Genomic DNA, 19695 nt, shown 5'->3' with positions numbered 1-19695 from the left:
TCCGGCCGGCAACGCCCGCTGTTCCGTCACCCGGAAGACACATGACGTTCGCCCAGGGTTGTAGCGACCGGGGTGGCCGCCTCCCGGCGCGGGCGGTCGCGACAGGCCGCCGACGGTCGTCGTGGGCCGCCGCTGCCTGCGTCTTTGACCGCGATTTGCCGCCAGGGGCACTGGTGCGGGGCCGCCCCGGGGATTCAGGATGATCCTCATGCCCGAATCCACTGCATTCCACGACCTGACGGCGTTCCTCGCGCTGCCCCGCGTCTCCTCGCTCGCGCTGTCACCGGACGGGACCCGTCTGGTGACGTCGGTGCAGGAACTGTCCGCCGACCGTACCCGGTTCATCGGTGCCCTGTGGGAGGTGGACCCGGCCGGGGAGCGTCCGGCGCGGCGGCTCACCCGCTCGGGGCGCGGCGAGTCCGCCCCGGGGTTCCTGCCCGACGGCACCCTGCTCTTCCTGTCCTCGCGTCCGGTCGCCGACCCCGGCGACGGCGAGGACGACCGGCAGGAGGCGGCGCTGTGGAGCCTGCCGGCCGGCGGCGGCGAGGCGGCGCAACTGCTGGCCAGGCCCGGCGGGATCGGCGAGTACGCGACGGCCACCGGCGCCTCCCGGGTCGCCCTGGGGGCCTCCTTGCTGCCCGGCGCGGCCGACGCGGAGCACGACGAGCGGCTGCGCGAGGCCCGCCGGAAGGCCAAGGTCTCGGCGATCCTGCACGAGTCGGTGCCGGTGCGGTACTGGGACCACGACCTGGGCCCCGGCATCCCGCACATGTTCACCGTCGCGGACGCCACCGCGGAGCAGCCCGCCCTCGTGGACTGCGGCGCGCGCCGGGCCGCCTTCGCCGAGGGTGTGGCGCTCTCCCCCGACGGCTCGCTGGTCGCCTACGCGACGGCTGTGGGCACCCTCCCCGACGAGGTCCGCGCCGTGGTCGTCGTCGCGGACGCCGAGACGGGCAAGCCGCTGCGGATGCTGGAGTCCCCCGACGCGGAGTTCGGCGCCCCGGCGTTCACCCCGGACGGCCGGGACCTGGTGTGCGCCCGACGGCGGCGCGTCACCTGGGAGGCCCCCGGTGACGTCACGCTGTGGCTGACGAGCGCCACGGACGACCAGGACCCCGGACGCGACCTGCTGCCTGATTTCGGCCAGTGGCCGGGTTCCCCGGTCGTCTCGCCGGTTCCCGGTCAGGACGGCGCCCCGGTGGTGTACTTCGCCGCCGACGAGGGCGGTCACGGCCCGGTCTTCCGGCTCTCCACCGGCAGCGGCGAACTGGTCGCGCTCACCGCGTCCGGTACGTATTCGGACGTGGTGGTGAGCCCGGACGGCGGCACCGTGTACGCGCTGCGCTCCGCCGTGGACAGCCCTCCGCTCCCGGTGCGGCTCGACGCCGCGACGCCCGGGCAGCAGCCCGTTGTGCTCCCCTGCCCCGGGCAGGACACCGTGCTGCCGGGCAGCCTCACCGAGGTGCACACCACCGCCGAGGACGGGACGGCCCTGCGGGCCTGGCTGGTGCTGCCGGACGGCGCGAGCGCCGATACCCCGGCGCCCCTGCTGCTGTGGGTGCACGGCGGCCCGCAGACCAGCTGGAACGCCTGGCACTGGCGCTGGAGCCCGTGGGTCGCGGCCGCCGCGGGCTACGCGGTCCTGCTGCCGGACCCGGCGCTGTCCACCGGCTACGGCCAGCAGATGCACGAACGCGGCTGGGCGCACTGGGGCGGCGCCCCGTACGACGACGTGATGGCGCTGACCGACGCCGCGCTGCAGCGGGACGACCTGGACGGCGGGCGCACCGCGATGATGGGCGGCTCGTACGGCGGCTACATGGCCAACTGGATCGCCACCCGCACCGACCGCTTCAAGGCGATCGTCACCCACGCGAGCCTGTGGAACATGTACAGCTTCGCGCAGGTCACGGACTTCCCGGCGTACTGGATGCGGCGCCAGGGCGACCCGCTGGTCAGCACCGAGCGGTACGAGCGCGAATCCCCGCACCTGCGGGCCGCGCAGATCACCACGCCGATGCTGGTGATCCACGGCGACAAGGACTACCGGGTGCCGATCGGCGAGGGCCTGGCGCTCTGGAACGACCTGGTGCGGTTCGAGGTCCCGGCGAAGTTCCTGTACTTCCCCGACGAGGGCCACTGGATCCTCAAGCCCAACAACGTCCGCCTGTGGTACGCGACGGTGCTCGGATTCCTGGCCCACCACGTGCTGGGCGAGGAGTGGCAGCGCCCCGACCTGGTCTGACGGCCCGCCGTCGCCGGGGCCCGGTCCGCACCGGGCCCCGGCGGCCTCCCCTTTCCCGGAGCCGGCCGGGAGGCCGGCTCGGCCTCCGTACACCCACGCGTCCGGTCGCCGACGTGACGGCGTCTCCGCCGCGGGTCTGACGCCGCTTCACACCTGCCGCGCCCGGCCGCGGCGGGTGTCCGCGAGCCCCGCCGGTCCGAAAGTCACACCAACACCCTTGACACCACCGGCGCCTTGACCCCCTACTAGCCCTTGCACAGCGAACTTGACAACGTTGTCTAGGTGCAGAAAGGGTGCTCGCGCATATGCAGCAGAGAGCTGCCCGGCACAGATGGACTTCCTCGGCGGTCGTGTTGGTGACCGCCCTCGCCCTGGCCGCGGCCACGCAGCAAGCGGCGGTCGCCGTGCCCGAACCGGGGCCGCACGTCGACACCTTCGCGTCGTCGTTCGAGTCGGGCGATCCGGCGCCCGACTGGCGCAACACGGTGGACACCGCGGCGGACGGGTCCAAGCGGGCCTCGGGCGTGGACGGTGGCTACAGCACCGGCATCCCCGGCAACCTCAACGACCACGTCACCGACATCCGCGCCAACGGCGAGTACGCGGACTCGGGCGAGGTGAAGGAGAACCTCGTCGACGCAGAGCCGGGGACCAAGTGGCTGGTCTTCCAGCCCACCGGCTGGGTGGAGTTCGACCTCGACGGCCCCGCGAAGGTCGTCACCTACGCACTGACCTCCGCCAACGACGCGGCGGAACGCGACCCGCGCGACTGGACCCTGCAGGGCTCCACCGACGGCAAGGACTGGAAGACCCTGGACACCCGCTCCGGCGAGTCCTTCCCCGAGCGGTTCCAGACGAAGTCGTACGACCTCGCGGAGCCCGCCGAGTACCAGCACTTCCGGATCGACATATCGAGGAACAACGGCGCGTCGGGCATCACGCAGCTCGCCGACCTGCAGCTGTCCACGGGCTCCACCGGGGACCCGGTGCCGCAGGACATGCTCTCGCTCGTCGACCGCGGCCCGAGCGGCTCGCCGACGGCGAAGTCGGGCGCCGGCTTCACCGGTACGCGGGCGCTGCGCTACGCGGGCCGGCACACCGGCGACGGCAGGGCGTACTCGTACAACAAGGTCTTCGACGTCGACGTCCCCGTCCGCCGGGACACCGCGCTGTCGTACCGGATCTACCCGTCGATGGCGGACGGCGACCGCGACTACGACGCCACCAACGTCTCGGTGGACCTGGTCTTCACCGACGGCACCTCCCTCAGCCGTCTGGGCGCCACCGACGAGCACGGCTTCGCGCTCACTCCGCAGGGGCAGGGCGCGGCCAAGGTGCTCTACGTCAACCAGTGGAACGACGTCGTCTCCCGGATCGGGTCGGTCGCCGCGGGCAAGACCGTCGACCGCATCCTGGTGGCGTACGACTCCCCCAAGGGCCCGGCGAAGTTCCGCGGCTGGCTGGACGACGTGACGCTGGAGCCGCTCGCGCAGGAGAAGCCGAAGGCGCACCTGTCGGACTACGCGCTGACGACCCGCGGGACCAACTCCAGCGGCAGCTTCTCGCGCGGCAACAACTTCCCGGCCACTGCAGTGCCGCACGGCTTCAACTTCTGGACGCCGGTGACCAACGCGGGCACCCTCAACTGGCTGTACGACTACGCCAAGGCGAACAACTCCGACAACCTGCCCACGATCCAGGCGTTCAGCGCCAGCCACGAGCCCAGCCCCTGGATGGGCGACCGGCAGACCTTCCAGGTGATGCCGTCGGCCGCCTCCGGCACCCCGGACACGGCACGCGGCGCACGGGCCCTGGCCTTCCGGCACGAGAACGAGACGGCGCGCCCCTACTACTACGGCGTGAGGTTCGAGAACGGCCTGAAGACGGAGATGGCCCCGACCGACCACGCGGCCGTGCTCCGCTTCACCTACCCCGGTGACGACGCGAGCGTGCTCTTCGACAACGTCACCGAGCAGGCGGGCCTGACGCTCGACAAGGAGACCGGCACCTTCACCGGCTACTCCGACGTGAAGTCCGGGCTGTCCACCGGCGCCACCCGGCTGTTCCTGTACGGCGAGTTCGACGCGCCCGTCACGGAGGGCACGTCGAGCGGCGTCAAGGGCTACCTGCGCTTCGACGCCGGCGAGGACCGCACCGTGTCGCTGCGGCTGGCCACCTCCCTGATCAGCATCGACCAGGCGAAGGACAACCTGCGCCAGGAGATCCCGGGCGGCACCTCCTTCGAGACGGTGAAGAAGCGCGCGCAGAAGCAGTGGGACAAGCTGCTGGGCCGCGTCGAGGTCGAGGGTGCCACCACGGACCAGCTGACGACCCTCTACTCCAGCCTGTACCGGCTGTACCTGTACCCCAACTCCGGCTTCGAGAAGGTGGGGTCGACGTACCAGTACGCGTCCCCGTTCTCCGCGATGCCCGGTCCCGACACCCCGACCCACACCGGCGCGAAGATCGTGGACGGCAAGGTCTACGTCAACAACGGCTTCTGGGACACCTACCGGACGACGTGGCCGGCGTACTCCTTCCTGACGCCCGGCCAGGCCGGTGAGATGGTCGACGGGTTCGTGCAGCAGTACAAGGACGGCGGCTGGACCTCGCGCTGGTCGTCCCCCGGCTACGCGGACCTGATGACGGGCACGTCCTCGGACGTGGCCTTCGCCGACGCCTACGTCAAGGGCGTGAACTTCGACGCCGAGGCGGCGTACGACGCGGCCGTGAAGAACGCGACGGTCGTCCCGCCGCAGTCGGGCGTGGGCCGCAAGGGGATGACGACCTCCCCCTTCCTCGGCTACACGAGCACCGACACCCACGAGGGCCTGTCGTGGGCGCTGGAGGGCTACCTCAACGACTACGGCATCGCCGAGATGGGCAAGGCCCTCTACGAGAAGACCGGCAAGAAGCGCTACAAGGAGGAGTCGGCGTACTTCCTCAACCGCGCCCAGGACTACGTCAACCTCTTCGACCCGCAGGCGGGCTTCTTCCAGGGGCGTGACGCCAAGGGCGACTGGCGGGTGGACTCCGCGAAGTACGACCCGCGGGTGTGGGGTTACGACTACACCGAGACCAACGGCTGGGGCTACGCCTTCACCGCCCCGCAGGACAGCCGGGGTCTGGCCAACCTGTACGGCGGCCGCAGCGGTCTCGCGGAGAAGCTCGACGCGTACTTCTCCACCCCGGAGACCGCCTCGCCCGAGTTCGTCGGCTCCTACGGCGGCGTCATCCACGAGATGACGGAGGCCCGCGACGTCCGGATGGGCATGTACGGGCACTCCAACCAGGTGGCCCACCACGTCACGTACATGTACGACGCGGCCGGCCGTCCCTGGGAGACGCAGAAGAACGTCCGCGAGGTGCTCTCCCGCCTCTACACCGGCAGCGCCATCGGGCAGGGCTACCACGGCGACGAGGACAACGGCGAGCAGTCGGCCTGGTTCCTCTTCTCCGCGCTCGGCTTCTACCCCCTGGTGATGGGCAGCGGCGAGTACGCCGTCGGCTCCCCGCTGTTCACCAAGGCGACCGTCCACCTGGAGAACGGCAAGGACCTGGTCGTCAAGGCGCCCAAGAACAGCACGCGCAACGTGTACGTGCAGGACCTCAAGGTCAACGGCCGCTCCTGGACGTCGACCTCGCTGCCGCACTCGCTGCTCGCCAAGGGCGGTGTGCTGGAGTTCGCCATGGGCCCGAAGCCCTCGTCGTGGGGCACCGGCAAGAACGCCGCGCCGGTGTCGATCACCCAGGACGACAAGGTGCCCGCGCCCCGCGCGGACGCCCTCAAGGGCGACGGCGCCCTGTTCGACAACACCTCGGCGACGGACGCGGCGGCCACGACCGTCGACCTTCCGGTGGACGGACGCACCAAGGCCGTCCAGTACACGCTGACCTCGTCGTCGGACCGCACCAAGGCCCCCACCGGCTGGACCCTCCAGGGCTCCTCGGACGGCACGCACTGGAAGACCCTCGACAAGCGCTCCGGTGAGTCCTTCACCTGGGACCGCCAGACCCGGGCCTTCTCGGTCGCCTCTCCGGGCGGTTACACCCAGTACCGCTTGGTCCTGGACACCGAGTCGACCCTGGCGGAGGTGGAACTGCTCGCCTGATCCGCTGAAGGCGACGGGGGCGGGCGCGGAGGGACTCCGCGCCCGCCCCCGCCGTTCACCGCGGGCCGGCCGCCGGTCCCGGGCAGGGGCCACCGGCCCCGACGGCCGGGTCCACCGGCCGAAGGCCGAACTGGGTGACGCAGCTGCCGCTCTGGAGCCTCCCCTGAATTCACATCAGACATCGCACGTCTTTGCGCCATCCGGCACAACAATTGAGAATCCGGAATTACTCAACACATAGATCATCGCCTCCAGGTTTCGCGAGTGTTAAAACTGCCGTCACAGAGGAGTGATCGGTGGCGTCCACTTTGCCGCCCTTCCATCCGGGAGCGGCGGCGTCTCATGTGACCGTTCACCGGGGCGGAGTTCGCCACTCACCCTGCATGGCCTGTGCTCGGCGGGGACGCGCGAGGCTTCTTTGAATGCCGCCGAATCCGGACGGAAACCCCACGCCCGAGAACCCCGCGAATAGTGGCCGGCAGCGGACAGCCGCGCTGAACCTACCGCCAGTTGAGTGCGAATTCAAGCACTTTACATCCGCACTTCACTGATGATCAGATTCGGTCAATCAGTAACCCAGGAGGGCACGTGCGGTTTCCCATATCCCGAAGATCTGCGGTGTGGATCGCAGCGGTTGTTGTTGCCGGTGTGACGGTCGCTCCCGCGTCCGGCGCTGCGCCTTCGCAGCCCCTGCGTGGCGCTGCGGCCGGACCGGGCGGCGCGCAGCGCGTACCGGTCTCGGTCACGCTGATCACCGGTGACAAGGTGAAGGCGTTTCAGGAGCCCGGTGGGACGCTGTCCGTGGACGACGTCCGGCGCGCGTCGGGAACCAAGGGTTCGGTGCGTGTCGCCGTCGAGAACGGCGACACCTACGTGTATCCCGATGAGGCGATGCCCTACATCGCGACCGGCAGGCTCGACAAGCAACTCTTCAACATCACGCAGCTGGTAGCCCAGGGCTACGACGACGCCCACACCGTCGCGCTGCCCCTGATCATCACTCAGTCCAGCGGTGCGACCGCCCGCAAGGGCGGTGCCACCGAGGACGCACTGCCGTCCGGTACGGCTCTGCCAGGAGCGACGGCCACCCTGGGGCTTCCGTCCATCAACGGAGCAGCCGTCAAGGCCCAGCGGTCGAAGGCCGCCACCTTCTGGTCGGCGCTCACCGGCACCACCGGACAGGACGCCCCGCGGTCGGCGGCGCGGACCGCGGGGAGCCCGGACGATGCGGGCGCCCCCTCGTTCGCCGCCGATGTCGACAAGGTGTGGCTCGACGCCAAGGCGCAGGGGACCCTGGCGGAGACCACGGCGCAGATCGGGGCCCCCGAGGCGTGGAAGGCCGGTGGCACGGGCGCGGGCGTCCGGGTCGCCGTACTGGACTCAGGGGTGGACTTCACCCATCCCGACCTGGTCAATCGCATCGTGGCGTCCCGCAGCTTCGTCGAGGGCCAGGAGGTCGTCGACCGCAACGGCCATGGCACCCACACCGCCTCCACGGTCGGCGGGACCGGCGCCGCCTCCGGCGGGAAGGAGCGGGGAGTCGCCCCCGGCGCGGACCTGATCGTGGGCAAGGTCCTCGGGGACGACAACTCGGGTGCCAACTCGGGGATCATCGCCGGCATGGAATGGGCGGCGCGGACCGAGCACGCCAAGGTGATCAACATGAGCCTGGGCATGTCGACGTGGCACACCCAGGACGATCCCATGAGCCAGGCGGTCAACAAGCTGAGCGCCGAGACGGGCGCGCTGTTCGTCATCGCCGCCGGCAACGAGGGAACCAGCCCCTACAGCGTGAGCGCGCCGGGCACCGCTGACGCCGCGCTCACCGTCGGCGCGGTGGACTCCTCCGACGTCCTCTACTCGCGGTCCGGCGCCGGCCCGCGGTTGGGGGACGACGGCCTCAAGCCCGACTTGACCGCGCCGGGTGTCGACGTGCTGGCGGCGAACTCGCAGCAGGTGCCGGGGGCGGAGGGCTACTACCGCACCGACAGCGGCACCTCCATGGCGGCGCCCCACGTCACCGGGGCGGCGGCCCTGCTGGCCCAGAAGCACCCGGTGTGGACGGGGCAGCAGATCAAGGACGCGCTGATGAGCACCAGCGCGCTGACCCCCGCCTACACCCCCTACCAGGCCGGCGCCGGCCGCCTGGACGTCGCGGCCGCCTACCTGCAGGACCAGGTCATCGCGACCGGGTCCGTGGACGCGGGACTCGTACGCTGGACCAAGGACCAGAAGCGGAATCCGGTCAAGCGGAAGATCACCTACACCAACACCACCGACAGCGCCGTCACGTTGCGGCTCACGGTGGACCGCGGCGACTCGCCCGCGGGGGCGTTCACCGTGGCCGCCGACCGTGTCACGGTTCCGGCGCGCGGCACCTCGACGGTCGACGTCGTCGCGGACCCCAGGGCGCTCGCGGCGGGCCGGTACGCCGCCCAGGTCACCGCACGCTTCGCGGCCGGTGCCGTGCACACGGCCATGGGGATGTCCGTCGAGTCCGAGAAGTACGACCTGACGGTCCGCCTGAAAGACACGTCCGGGCAACCCGTCAGTGGCGAGGTCGAGATCACCGGTGCCGACGGGACCACCTCCGTCATGTGGGTCCCGGACGGCAGGCTCACCAGCCGCTGGGCCCCCGGCTCCTACACCGTCGTCTCCACCCTCGACGTCGAAGGCCGAAACGGCCCGCACTCCCTCGGGTACGCCGTACTGACCGCGCCCGAGGTGGACCTCAGGTCCGACCGGGAAGTGGAACTGGACGCGTCGCGCATCCGCCCGGTCAAGGTGGACACGCCCGAGCCCACGACCGTCACCAACAGCAGGATCGACCTGTACCGCTCCTTCACCTCCAGCGAGCCCACGTACAAGGACACACAGGCCCTGCACGAGATCATCATGACCTCGCCCGAGTACGACAGCCTGTGGGCGCTTCCGACCAAGGGCAAGGTGAAGAAGGGCAGTTTCGTCTTCACCACCCGGATCCGCGCCAAGCAGACCCCGCTGAAGATCACCTACGGCGGGCGCAGCCTCGACGAGACCCTGCTGGTGCAGCCCGGTTCCGCACCGTTCCAGGACGGCACCTCGCACGTCGAGGCCGTCTTCGCAGGCACCGGCAGGCCCGCCGACTACGTCGGGCTGTCCGCCCGCGGCAAGGCCGTGGTCGTCCGCGCCGACGCGTGGGTGGCCCCGGCGGACCAGGCGGCGGCCGCACGTGCCGCGGGCGCGGCGATGCTCCTGGTGGTCAACGGCATCGACGGCCGCCTGACCGACTGGTACGGGGACCCGGACGGCTACACGACCGGGCCCATCCCGGTCGCCTCTCTCACCGTCGACGAGGGCGCCGGCCTGATCAAGGAGATCACGTCCCCGGGGAGGACCAAGCTGGCGGTCGAGGCCCATCCCTCGCCGCGGTACCTGTACGACCTGGCCGACTACCACCACGGCGGCGTGCCCGACGACCCCTCCGCGTCGACGGACCCCGGCAGCCTCGCCCGCGTCGACAACGTCTTCGCCACGCCCGCCGGCAAGCAGATCAAGGAGAGCCGGGAGGACAGCCCGCCGTACGAGCAGTACCCCGCCGGCCATCCCTACAGCTTCGGGCCGCGCAACCCGACATTTCCGAGGGAGCCGGTCGCACCGGGTCCCCGAACCGACTGGGTGTCCGCCGGCGACGGCGTGAAGTGGCAGCAGTACGCCGGCGTCGCCGACGGCCTCACAAGCTTCACCGACGTCGTCGGCTACCGTCCGCGCAGCGTGCAGAGCCAAAACTGGTTCGGCCCCCTCATCCGGCCGCGCATGCTCAGCTTCGAGGTCCCGCAGCGATTCGGCGACGTCATGACGGGCATCATCACGGGCTTCGGTGACGGAGGAGCCGCCCACAGCGGCAGCACCGGCCTGATGTCCCGGGACTTCGCCCTCTACCAGGGGGACAAGAAGGTGTACCAGAGCGGGCCGTACGCCGACTTCGTCGCGGTCGACCTGGCCCCGCAGACGCTCCCCTACCGGCTCGTGGTCGACACGCAGGGGAACACCGACGTCACCCCGTACTCCTCCACCACGCACACCGAATGGCGGTTCCAGTCCGGAACCGCCGACGCTCAGGTCATCCCGCTGGTCCAGCTCGACTACGGAACGGAGCTGGACCGCGCCGGGCAGGCGAAGCGTACGTCGGCCTTCTCCGTCACTCCCGTCGTCCTCGGCAGTGACGCGGCCAAGGACGCGGTCTCCTCGGTCAAGCTCGAGGTGTCCTACGACGACGGGGCCTCCTGGCAGCCGCAGGACCTGAAGGCGAGCAAGGACACCTGGCAGGCGCAGCTCCACGCGCCGGCCCGGGCGGGTTACGTGTCCATCCGCGTCACCGCCAAGCAGCACAACGGCGGCGGCATCACCCAGACCGTCACCCGGGCCTTCGGTCTGAAGTAGCCCACGCGATGCGCCGGTGCCCGCACCCCGTGAGGGTGCGGGCACCGGCCCGGGCCGCGGTGCTCGCCGGCGGTCCGGGCACCAACCCGCGCACGACGCCGGCGTGGGACGGGGCGGCACCTGCTGTGGTGCCGCCCTCGTCGGGTCAGGGGGCCAGTAGGTTCAGCCAGGCCCCGGTCCGGACGGTGCCGTCCGCGGGCAGGCCGCGGGAGGACTGGAAGGACCGCACCGCGGTGTCCGTCGCCGGGCCGAAGGCTCCGTCGACGGACAGTCCCGCACCGCGGGTGTTCAGCAGGTACTGCACGGCGGAGACAGCGGGTCCGGTGTCGCCCTGCTTGAGCGTCGCGACGACGAGCGGCTGCCAGGTCGCGGGGCCGACGACGCCGTTCGAGGGCAGACCGCGCGAGGTCTGGAAGGAACGGACACCGGCGGCGGTCGTGATGCCGAAGACGCCGTCCACGGCGAGCCCCACCCCGCGGGCGTTCAGCAGGTACTGCAGGGCCCTGACCCGGGTGCCGCTCTGGCCTTGCTGCAGCAGGGGCCAGTCGGGCGCGGGCGTGCCGGCGCCGGTGGGCAGCGCGAAGGGCAGCGGGAGCAGCAGCTGGGTGTTGCGGGCCGTCGGTGCGCCGCGCCGCAGGTCGATGCCGCGGGCGACGGACTGGATGTCGTTGGCGGCCAGTTCGCGCGCCAGCGAGGCGAGCGCGGCGGGGGTGCCGGTGTCCCCGCCGTACGACAGCGGGGCGTCCGCGTCGACCATCGTGGTGAAGATCGACAGGTGGCCGCCGCCCTCGGCGATCTCGACGATCCGGGACTGCACGGGCCAGTCGATGTGCGAGGCGGTGTTCACCTCCCAGAATCCGGCGCTGAGCGCGGAGGTCCAGGCGGGCTTGTGCGCGGTGATGTTGTTGGTGTGCGTGTGGCCGTCCACCATCAGGACGACGTTCGGGAAGCGCAGCAGCTTGTCGCGCAGGTCGGCGCCGCTGTAGGGCGCGTCGTCGTCCGTGTTGTCCATCGAGTCGAGCGTGTGGTGGCAGCAGACGACGATCAGCTTGTCCTTGACCCCGGGCTGGGTGACGACGGTGCCGGGACCCGTGCCGTTGGGCCGGTCCGTCTCGTAGCGGGAGCTGTTCGCCTTCAGCTGCGCGTCCAGCCACTCCCACTGCGCCTGGTCGAGGGCGCCGTCCGCGCCGCCGCCCGGGTTGGTGGTGTCGAGCACGAGGACCTGGACGAGGTCGGAGGGGCCGGAGGGTATGGCGTAGTACGCCCGGTCGCTGCCGGAGGTGAAGCCGTGTCCGGCGGGGGTGCCGGTGGTGCGGAAGTGCTCGGCGACGAACTCGCGCCGCTCCAGCAGGCGTCGTGCCGGGTCGGCGGTGACCTTCTCGGTGTCGAGGGTGAAGTCGCCGGTGATGATGTCCGTCAGCAGCTCGATGTAGTAGGCGGGCCCGTTGTCGAAGACGTCGGGGACGCCCTCGATCTGGGTGATCTTCGTCGAGCCGGTGGCGATGCTCTTGAGCGGGTCGAACGGCAGGACGTCCGGCGCCACGTTGCCCTGCACGAGGCCGTCGTGGTTGCCGTAGGCGGCGTACCAGGGCATGCGCAGGCCGCCCGCGGTGAAGGGCCTGCGGGCGGCGGCGAGCAGACCGGTCACCAGGGGGAAGCCGGCCAGCTCGTTGTTGTCGGGGGGGCTCTGCCGGGCCTGCGGGTGCCAGTAGTGGACGTCGGTGCCGAACCGCCCGCTGCTCACGCTCTCGTCGAGGGCGAGGTTGCCGGAATCGGGGGTGACGGTGTTGCCGTCCAGCAGGTCGATGTACCAACGGGTCTCGTTGTACTGGCAGTTGTCGACCGCGTCGCCGGTGACGACGGTGAAGGCCAGCGGTGCGCCGGTCCGCGGTCCGCGTCCGACCTGCCGGACGGCGCGGCACATCGCGTCGGTCGTCTGGGTCGACAGGAACTCGTGCGCGCGGTACGCGGACTCGGTGGGATACGAGTTGTAGTGCGGCGGGCCGTAGTCGGCGAGCCGGTCGAGGCACTCGACGCGCAGCGGTGACTGGTCGTCGACGATGTGCAGGTCGGACATCTGGGCGAAGGCGATCAGCGACCGGGTCACCGTGGGTGCGGTGACGTTGGCCAGGTCCTTGCGGACGAGGTGGGGTTCGCCGGGCCCCGCGACGATCCCGCGGTAGCCGGACCCGAGGTCCGGGCCGCGCAGCAGCGTACGGTCCAGGGTCGACAGGCCCGGTACGGAACCGTCGTCGGCGGTGGTCCGGGGGGCGGCGGCCGCGAGGCCGGCGAGGCCGCCTTGGGTGACGGTGGCGGTCACCACGCTCACGGCGGTCGCCATCAGCATTCTTCGGCGCGTCAGAGACATTCCGCATCCTGTTCGGTCGTCAGCCGCCGTACGCGGGCAGCACGGCATGGCGATGGGGGGACGAGGGAGGCGCGCGGACCACCCGGTCGTGGAGCGGAGGACCGGGCCCGCCAAGAGTGGCAAAGGGAGGGCCCGACCGCAAGGAGTGGTACAGCCACTCATCCACTTTCTGACCGACTCACTTGTCGGTGACGGCATGACGCGACCCCGCACGGACCTTCGGGCGCGGCCGTACGGGGTCTGCGGGGAGGTGGGTGGTCAGCTGTTGGCGTTCAGCACGGGGTAGTAGCCGCTCGAGTGGCCCTTGGCGGTCGGGTGGTAGGACTCCCAGCTCGGCGAGACCACCAGGGAGTGCAACCAGTCGTCGCCGGAGCACAGTTCATGGCCGTTGAAGGTCCCCCGGACGTCGCCGAAGACGAAGCCGTGGGCGGCGGCCCTGGCGGCGATGACGCCGTCGAGGACGTCCGCGGCCTCGTCGATCTTGCGGTGCTTGGTGTCGGACAGGCCGACGCACAGCACGTTCAGGGTGTACACGCGGGGATAGCCGAGGACGACGACCTTGGCGTTGGGGGCCTTGGCGCGGATCGCGTTGTAGGTGGCGTCCAGGCGGGCGGGCAGGGTGTTGCGGGCGTAGTTCTCCGCCTGGGTGACCCGGTTGACGCAGTCGGTGTCGGAGCCGATCACACAGGTCGTCATGACGTCCGAGAAGCCCGCGTCGTTGCCGCCGATGGTGAGGGAGACCAGACCGGTGGAGGCGTTCAGCGGGCCGAGCTGGTTGTTGGTCACGTCCGTGGTCACCGCACCCGAGCAGGAGGTGTCGGCGAAGGAGGAGGGGGCGTGGGCGTTCTTCCAGAGGTACGGGTACGCGCTGAAACTCCGGTGGCAACTGCCGCTGGCGCTGTCGTAGTTACCCGCTCCGTTGCCGGCGGAGTACGAGTCCCCCAGCGCGACGTAGGCGGGCCCGGCGGCGTGTGCCGGGGTGGACCACAGCAGGCCGAAGGCCAGGGTGACGATCAGGGTGGTCAGGGCCGACAACGACGTGGTGCGTCTCACGGAACCTCCCTGGGCGGAGAGTTGACTACCACTTGGTAGCCCCGGACCCGGCCCCTTGGGAAGTGTCCATGACAATGGAATGTTAAAATTTCTTCGCGCGTAGATCCCGCGTTCGGCTCATCGCCGTCTCCGGGCCGGGGACGCGCCGGGCGACCGATGGCAGGATGCTTGCGGTGGTGGTCGGCCACGCCACCGGGCGGGAGAGCCGGAGGAGGCCCCTTGAGCGGCAGGAAGAACCATCACGTCGTCGTGCTCGTGCTGGAGGGTGCCAAGCCGCTGGACGTCGGGATCCCGGCGCAGGTGTTCTCCAACCGGCCGAGCATGCCCTACGACGTACGGGTGTGCGGCGCCGCGCCCGGGCTGGTGACCGGCGGCGACGGGCTCTCGTACCACGTGGCGGAGGGTCTGGAGGCGTTCGAGGACGCCGACACCGTCTTCATCCCCGGTTACCGGGAGCCGGCCGGCGCCGAACCGCCCGCGGCGGTCGTCGGCGCGCTGACGGCGGCCCACGAGCGCGGGACCCGGCTCGCGGCCATCTCGACCGGGGCGTTCGCGCTGGCGGCGACGGGCCTGCTGGACGGCAAGCGGGCCACGACCCACTGGCACTACACCAAGGCCCTCGCCGAGCGGCACCCCCTGGTGCGGGTGGACGAGAACGTGCTGTTCGTGGACGAGGGCGACGTGCTCACCTCGGCCGGAGCGGCGTCCGGCATCGACCTGTGCCTGCACCTGGTGCGGCGGGACCACGGCGTCGCCCTCTCCAACCACGTGGCGCGGCGGCTGGTGGCGGCGCCGTACCGCAGCGGAGGCCAGGCCCAGTACGTCCCCCGGAGCGTGCCCGAGCCGCTCGGCGACCTCTTCGCCGGCACCCGCGAGTGGGCCCTGGCGCACCTGGCCGAACCGCTGACGCTGGAGACGCTCGCCCGCAACGCGCGGGTCTCGGCGCGCACCTTCTCACGGCGGTTCGTGGAGGACACCGGCTACACGCCGATGCAGTGGGTGCTGCGGGCCCGGGTCGACCTGGCCCGCGAACTGCTGGAACGCACCGACCTGGGCGTGGAGCAGATCGCCGACCGCGTCGGCCTCGGCACCGGCGCGAACCTGCGCCTGCACTTCCACCGCATCCTCGGGACCTCCCCCACGGAGTACCGGAACACCTTCTCGGCCTGACCGGGAGGAAGTGGCGAGGGAGTGGCGGGATCCTTGCGATCGATGGCGAAATGTATGGCGGGATACTTGCGCATGCTGTCGTTCAGGCCACTGCCGCAAGGGCCCGCGCATGCGGAGCATGGAGGCGGCAACGAAAGGAACCCGCCATGACCCGCATCGCCGTCAACGGATTCGGCCGCATCGGACGCAACACCCTCCGCGCCCTCGTCGAGCGCGGCAGCGACCTCGAGGTGGTCGCCGTCAACGACCTCACGGCACCCGAGTCCCTCGCGCACCTGCTCAAGTTCGACAGCGCGCTCGGGCGGCTCGGGCGCACCGTCGAGGTGGACGGCTCCGAGCTGGTGGTCGACGGCCGCCGGATCAAGGTGCTCGCCGAGCGCGAACCGGCCAAGCTGCCGTGGGCCGAGCTGGGCGTCGACGTCGTGCTGGAGTCCACCGGCCGCTTCACCTCGGCGGAGGCCGCCCGCGCGCACCTGGCCGCCGGTGCCAAGCGGGTCCTGGTCAGCGCCCCCTCCGACGGCGCCGACGTCACCCTCGCGTACGGCGTCAACACCGAGGAGTACGACCCGGCCCGGCACACCATCGTGTCGAACGCCTCGTGCACCACGAACGCCCTGGCCCCGCTCGCGTCCGTGCTGGACGACCTGGCCGGCATCGAGCACGGCTTCATGACCACGGTGCACGCCTACACCCAGGAGCAGAACCTCCAGGACGGCCCGCACCGCGACATGCGGCGCGCCCGCGCCGCCGGCGTGAACATCGTGCCCACCACCACCGGGGCCGCCAAGGCCATCGGCAAGGTGCTGCCGAAGCTCGACGGCAAGCTCTCGGGCGACTCCATCCGCGTGCCCGTACCGGTGGGCTCGATCGTGGAGCTCAACACCACGGTCTCCCGCGAGGTCACCCGCGAGCAGGTGCTGGACGCCTACCGGGCCGCCGCCGACGGCAAGCTGAAGGGCATCCTCGACTACGCCACCGAGCCGCTGGTCTCCAGCGACATCACCGGCCACCCGGCCTCGTCCATCTTCGACGCCGCCCTCACCCGCGTCGACGGCCGCCACATCAAGGTGGTGGCCTGGTACGACAACGAGTGGGGCTTCTCCAACCGGGTCGTCGACACCCTCGAACTCCTCGCCCGCGCCTGACCGCCGGTGGGGGGCCGGCAGCACACGCCGGCCCCCCGACCGCGCCCCGTCAGGAGAACGGCCGGTACCAGGGCCGCTTCACCGGGGGCAGCCGCCGGGCGAAGAAGGCGGCGACGACGGCCTGCTGGGTCTCATCGAAGGCCCGCTTGGGGAAGAACCCGTAGGCTCCGCTGACCTGGCGCAGGTACCAGAACCCCGCACGCTCCCGCGCCTCGCGGTAGGCGTCCCAGCCGACCTCCGCCTGCGAGACGGTCGTGCGCAGCGTGTAGGCCTGCTCCGTCAGCCGGACGGTCCACGGTTCGGCGAACTGGCGCGCGATCCTGCGGACGGCGAGACGGACCGCGACGACCTCGAGGAAGAACGGCATGCCGATCCCGTAGAAGAGCAGCCACTTCTTCGGCTCGTCCGAGAACAGGGACAGCGCGCCCAGCAGGGCCAGGAGAAGGCCGAGGACGGTGACCCCACGGATGGCGGGCGAACTGCGGATCGCTCTGCGGTACTCCCGTCCCGTCATCTGGAACGTCGCGGTGAGGTCCACGGCCGGGTACCGCCTTCGTCGAGGGTGACGGGCTTCACGTGCCCGGACGCCGAGAGGGTACCGGGCGCCCCGAACGCGCCCGTCCTCGGGGGGATAGGATCGCGCGCCGTGGCGAACCCGAGCTTCATCGACTGCTGCGCCGGGCCCGAACTCGCCTGGGTGCGGACGCTGTACGAGTCCCACCACGACCAGGAGTCCCTGCTGTGCTGCGCGGCCTGCCGGACCTACTGGTTCCACCGCTTCCACGAGTACCCCGGCTGGTCCGGCGGCGGCGACGACCTGACGACCTGGTACACCCGCCTCACCCCCGCGGAGGGCGAACGCCTCCGGGACACGGCCGACCCGTCCGCCGAGGACCTCTCCTTCCTCCGGACGCGCCCGGGATGGATGGACGACGCCCGCGGCTCCCGCCGGGTCGACGGCGCGCCGGACCACCCGCACGGCTGACCGGCCTCGCCGGCTACTGCCCGCGGGCCGGCTGACCGGAGATGAGCAGGGTGGTACCGGCCGGGCGGAAGCCCAGGCGGGCGTAGATGCGGGCGACGGTCCGGTGCGCGTAGGCCAGGAAGACGGTGCGCACGCCGTGGTCGCGGGCGTGGGCGGCGAGGGCGGCCGTCACGGCGGCGCCGAGGCCCTGGCGGCGGGCGGTGGGTAGGGTACCGACGCCGCCGATCTCCGTGGTGCCGTCGGCAGGATGGTGGTGGCCCGCGGCGAGCGGGGTGCCGTCGGGGGCGAAGGCGGCGAAGAGCGTCTTGTGGCCGGTGCGGAGCGAGGGGGCGGTCGTCGCCACGGTGGCGTCCGCCCGCAGCGCCTCGGCGGCCGCCGCCAGTTCGGCGCGGCCCGCCGTCCCGGTCGCGGTGCCCTCGTCGGCGAACGCCAGCCCGGGGAGGGCAAGTACGGCGGGGAGCGCGGGATCGTCGGCGTGCACCTCCCGGATCGTGACCCCGTCGGGGAGGGGCTGCCGCAGCAGCGGACGGCGGGGGTCGAGGACCATCAAGGGGCGTTCCGCCACCGGGAGACCGGCTGCCTCGATGCTCCCGCGCAGTGACGGCGTGACCTCCGCGAGCCATTCGAAGGCCTGCGGCACGCCGAGTTCGCGCTGCCGGGCGCGGACCCGGGCGATGTCGTCCGCGGAGGGCGCCCCGCGGCCGCCCACCACATCGGGGCGGGCGTGGCCCGGCCCGCCGTAATAGGGGGTGCCGGGCTCCTTGCGGACGAACAGGCACAGGGAGCCGAACCTCTCGGCTTCGGCGAACAGCAGCGGCACCGTGGCGTAGTAGCGCTCGATGCGGTCACGCGGGGACGGCTCGGTCATGGGGTGCAGGAGACCACGGGCCGCAGCGCCCGAGCAGGAAGTCGTGGACCGCCTGGCGGCCCTCGTCGCTCGCCGCCCGGCTCTGCACGGAGTGGGCGGCGCCGTGGACCACCACGACCTGGGCCCGCGGGGTCAGCTTCTTCTGGTCGTACAGCCATTCCAGAGGCGTCGACAGGTCCCGGTCGCCGCCGAGGAGCAGCACCGGGACGCCGGGGAGGCGCCGGTGCGCGGCAGGTAGCGGCGGGGCCGGGGTGCGGGGCCAGTCGAGGCAGCTGAGCATGGAGCCGAGGCCCATCGCCGTGACGGCGTCGAAGGGGCCGTGGTCGGCCGGGGTCAGTTCGGCACCCGCCTTCTCCAGCGCGTCCCGCCGGCCGGCGACCGGGGCGTCCGACCTGCCCCAGGGGTAGCGTCCGTCGAGGCACAACGTCGAGGCGTGGAGCCCCTGGCTGAGTTCCTCCGCGGTCGCCGCGCTGCCCTGCCGTACGCCCTGGATGAGGCCGTTGAGCAGTCCCGGGTCGCCCTCGGCGGCCTGGTGGAGGGCGTCGATCATGTCCGCGTAGTCGGGGTCGACGAACTCCCAGGTGGTGAGCGCGTCCAGCACGTCGACGCCGTTGCCGTAGGTGTCCACGACCTCGGCCAGGTCAGCCGCCGGGTCCGTGGCGCAGCCGATGCTCGCGCACGCCGCCGTCAGCACGCGCGGCGCGGCCCGCATCGCGGCCAGGTCCATCGGGTCGTAACCGGTCTGGGGCACCACCGAGTCCAGCACCATCCGGGCCACGTGCCCGGGGTGGGCGAGGGCGTACCGCTCGGCGGTGTACGTGCCGTGGGAGACACCGTCGAGGGTCATCTTCCGCACGCCCAGCGCGCGGCGGAGCAGTTCGAGGTCGGCGACCGTGTCGCCGGTGCCGTAGAAGCGGCGGTCGGGACCGATGGCCGCGGCGCAGTCCCGCACCGCGCGTGCGGTGGGCGGCGTCAGGTCCGACGATCCCATCTGCTCCTGCAGCGCGGGGCATTGCAGCGCGTCGCCGCCGGTGCCGCGCTGGTCGATCATGACGAGGCGGTAGTCCTTGAGCACCGGCTCCAGTACCTTGCGCATCCGTTCCACGAAGGGGACGCCCGGCTGTCCGGGGCCACCCGTCAGGAACAGCAGGACGCCCTTGGGGGCGTCCGCGTTGTCGCCCATGGCGACCTTCAGGCCCAGCCGGCCCCGTACCGCGCCGCTGTGGTCGAGCGGAACCGTCAGCGTGGCACAGCTGAAGCCGTCCAGGCCGGGGCAGGCCGCGGTGCCGGAGAGCCCCCCGCTCCCCCCGGCCTGGACGGCTTCAGC

General features: G+C 71.6%; 11 protein-coding genes. 6 read left to right on the top strand and 5 right to left on the bottom strand.

The genetic code is table 11. The features are described 5' to 3' along the window. The first annotated feature begins 208 nt into the window (after window positions 1–208). From PV341_RS06610 to PV341_RS06600, 3 genes are all read left to right on the top strand, one after another. Entirely contained in the window at window positions 209–2245 is a 2037-nt protein-coding gene (locus PV341_RS06610) for an alpha/beta fold hydrolase (protein ID WP_500356984.1), read from the top strand. 305 nt (window positions 2246–2550) lie between these two features. Further along, window positions 2551–6357 (top strand): GH92 family glycosyl hydrolase, encoded by a 3807-nt coding sequence (locus tag PV341_RS06605; protein ID WP_500356982.1) that lies wholly within the window; start codon window positions 2551–2553, stop codon window positions 6355–6357. 648 nt (window positions 6358–7005) lie between these two features. Then, window positions 7006–10779: a S8 family peptidase gene (locus PV341_RS06600; protein WP_500356980.1), complete on the top strand. Its 3774-nt coding sequence runs from the start codon at window positions 7006–7008 to the stop codon at window positions 10777–10779. Window positions 10780–10924: 145 nt separating this feature from the next. Here the strand turns inward: PV341_RS06600 and PV341_RS06595 are convergent, their stop codons facing one another. Both PV341_RS06595 and PV341_RS06590 read right to left on the bottom strand, forming a co-directional pair. Further along, window positions 10925–13120, bottom strand: a complete 2196-nt coding sequence (locus tag PV341_RS06595; protein WP_500323575.1) for a TIGR03767 family metallophosphoesterase — start codon at window positions 13118–13120, stop codon at window positions 10925–10927. 285 nt (window positions 13121–13405) lie between these two features. After that, a complete protein-coding gene (locus PV341_RS06590; protein WP_499516136.1) occupies window positions 13406–14200 on the bottom strand; it encodes an SGNH/GDSL hydrolase family protein in 795 nt (264 codons plus the stop codon). Between the two features lie 219 nt (window positions 14201–14419). Between PV341_RS06590 and PV341_RS06585 the strand changes: the two genes are divergently transcribed. After that, window positions 14420–15370: a GlxA family transcriptional regulator gene (locus PV341_RS06585; protein ID WP_500356979.1), complete on the top strand. Its 951-nt coding sequence runs from the start codon at window positions 14420–14422 to the stop codon at window positions 15368–15370. A gap of 146 nt (window positions 15371–15516) precedes the next feature. Further along, window positions 15517–16515 carry a type I glyceraldehyde-3-phosphate dehydrogenase gene (gap, locus tag PV341_RS06580; protein ID WP_500323571.1) on the top strand — a complete coding sequence of 333 codons (999 nt, stop codon included), beginning with the start codon at window positions 15517–15519 and terminating at the stop codon, window positions 16513–16515. A 49-nt stretch (window positions 16516–16564) separates the two neighbouring features. Here the strand turns inward: gap and PV341_RS06575 are convergent, their stop codons facing one another. Then, entirely contained in the window at window positions 16565–17053 is a 489-nt protein-coding gene (locus PV341_RS06575; protein WP_500356978.1) for a YcxB family protein, read from the bottom strand. A 108-nt stretch (window positions 17054–17161) separates the two neighbouring features. Between PV341_RS06575 and PV341_RS06570 the strand changes: the two genes are divergently transcribed. Next, entirely contained in the window at window positions 17162–17500 is a 339-nt protein-coding gene (locus tag PV341_RS06570) for a hypothetical protein (protein WP_500323568.1), read from the top strand. 13 nt (window positions 17501–17513) lie between these two features. On the opposite strand, the gene PV341_RS06565 is transcribed toward PV341_RS06570, so the two are convergent. After that, a complete protein-coding gene (locus tag PV341_RS06565) occupies window positions 17514–18368 on the bottom strand; it encodes a GNAT family N-acetyltransferase (RefSeq protein WP_500323566.1) in 855 nt (284 codons plus the stop codon). Beyond that, window positions 18346–19695: alpha/beta fold hydrolase (locus PV341_RS06560; protein WP_500356976.1), on the bottom strand; the 1350-nt coding region annotated here is incomplete at its 5' end. The genes PV341_RS06565 and PV341_RS06560, both read right to left, overlap by 23 nt.

It is taken from the genome of Streptomyces sp. PA03-1a, from assembly GCF_033792805.1.
Lineage (GTDB): Bacteria > Actinomycetota > Actinomycetes > Streptomycetales > Streptomycetaceae > Actinacidiphila.
The sequence above is the reverse complement of the archived record's forward strand: the minus strand, read 5'-3'. Positions and strand labels throughout refer to the sequence as shown.

Coding starts and splice junctions, on each gene's coding strand:
- gap (WP_500323571.1), top strand. CDS start 15,517: ATGACCCGCATCGCCGTCAACGGATTCGGCCGCATCGGACGCAACACC.
- PV341_RS06605 (WP_500356982.1), top strand. CDS start 2,551: ATGCAGCAGAGAGCTGCCCGGCACAGATGGACTTCCTCGGCGGTCGTG.
- PV341_RS06595 (WP_500323575.1), bottom strand. CDS start 13,120: ATGGCGACCGCCGTGAGCGTGGTGACCGCCACCGTCACCCAAGGCGGC.
- PV341_RS06610 (WP_500356984.1), top strand. CDS start 209: ATGCCCGAATCCACTGCATTCCACGACCTGACGGCGTTCCTCGCGCTG.
- PV341_RS06565 (WP_500323566.1), bottom strand. CDS start 18,368: ATGACCGAGCCGTCCCCGCGTGACCGCATCGAGCGCTACTACGCCACG.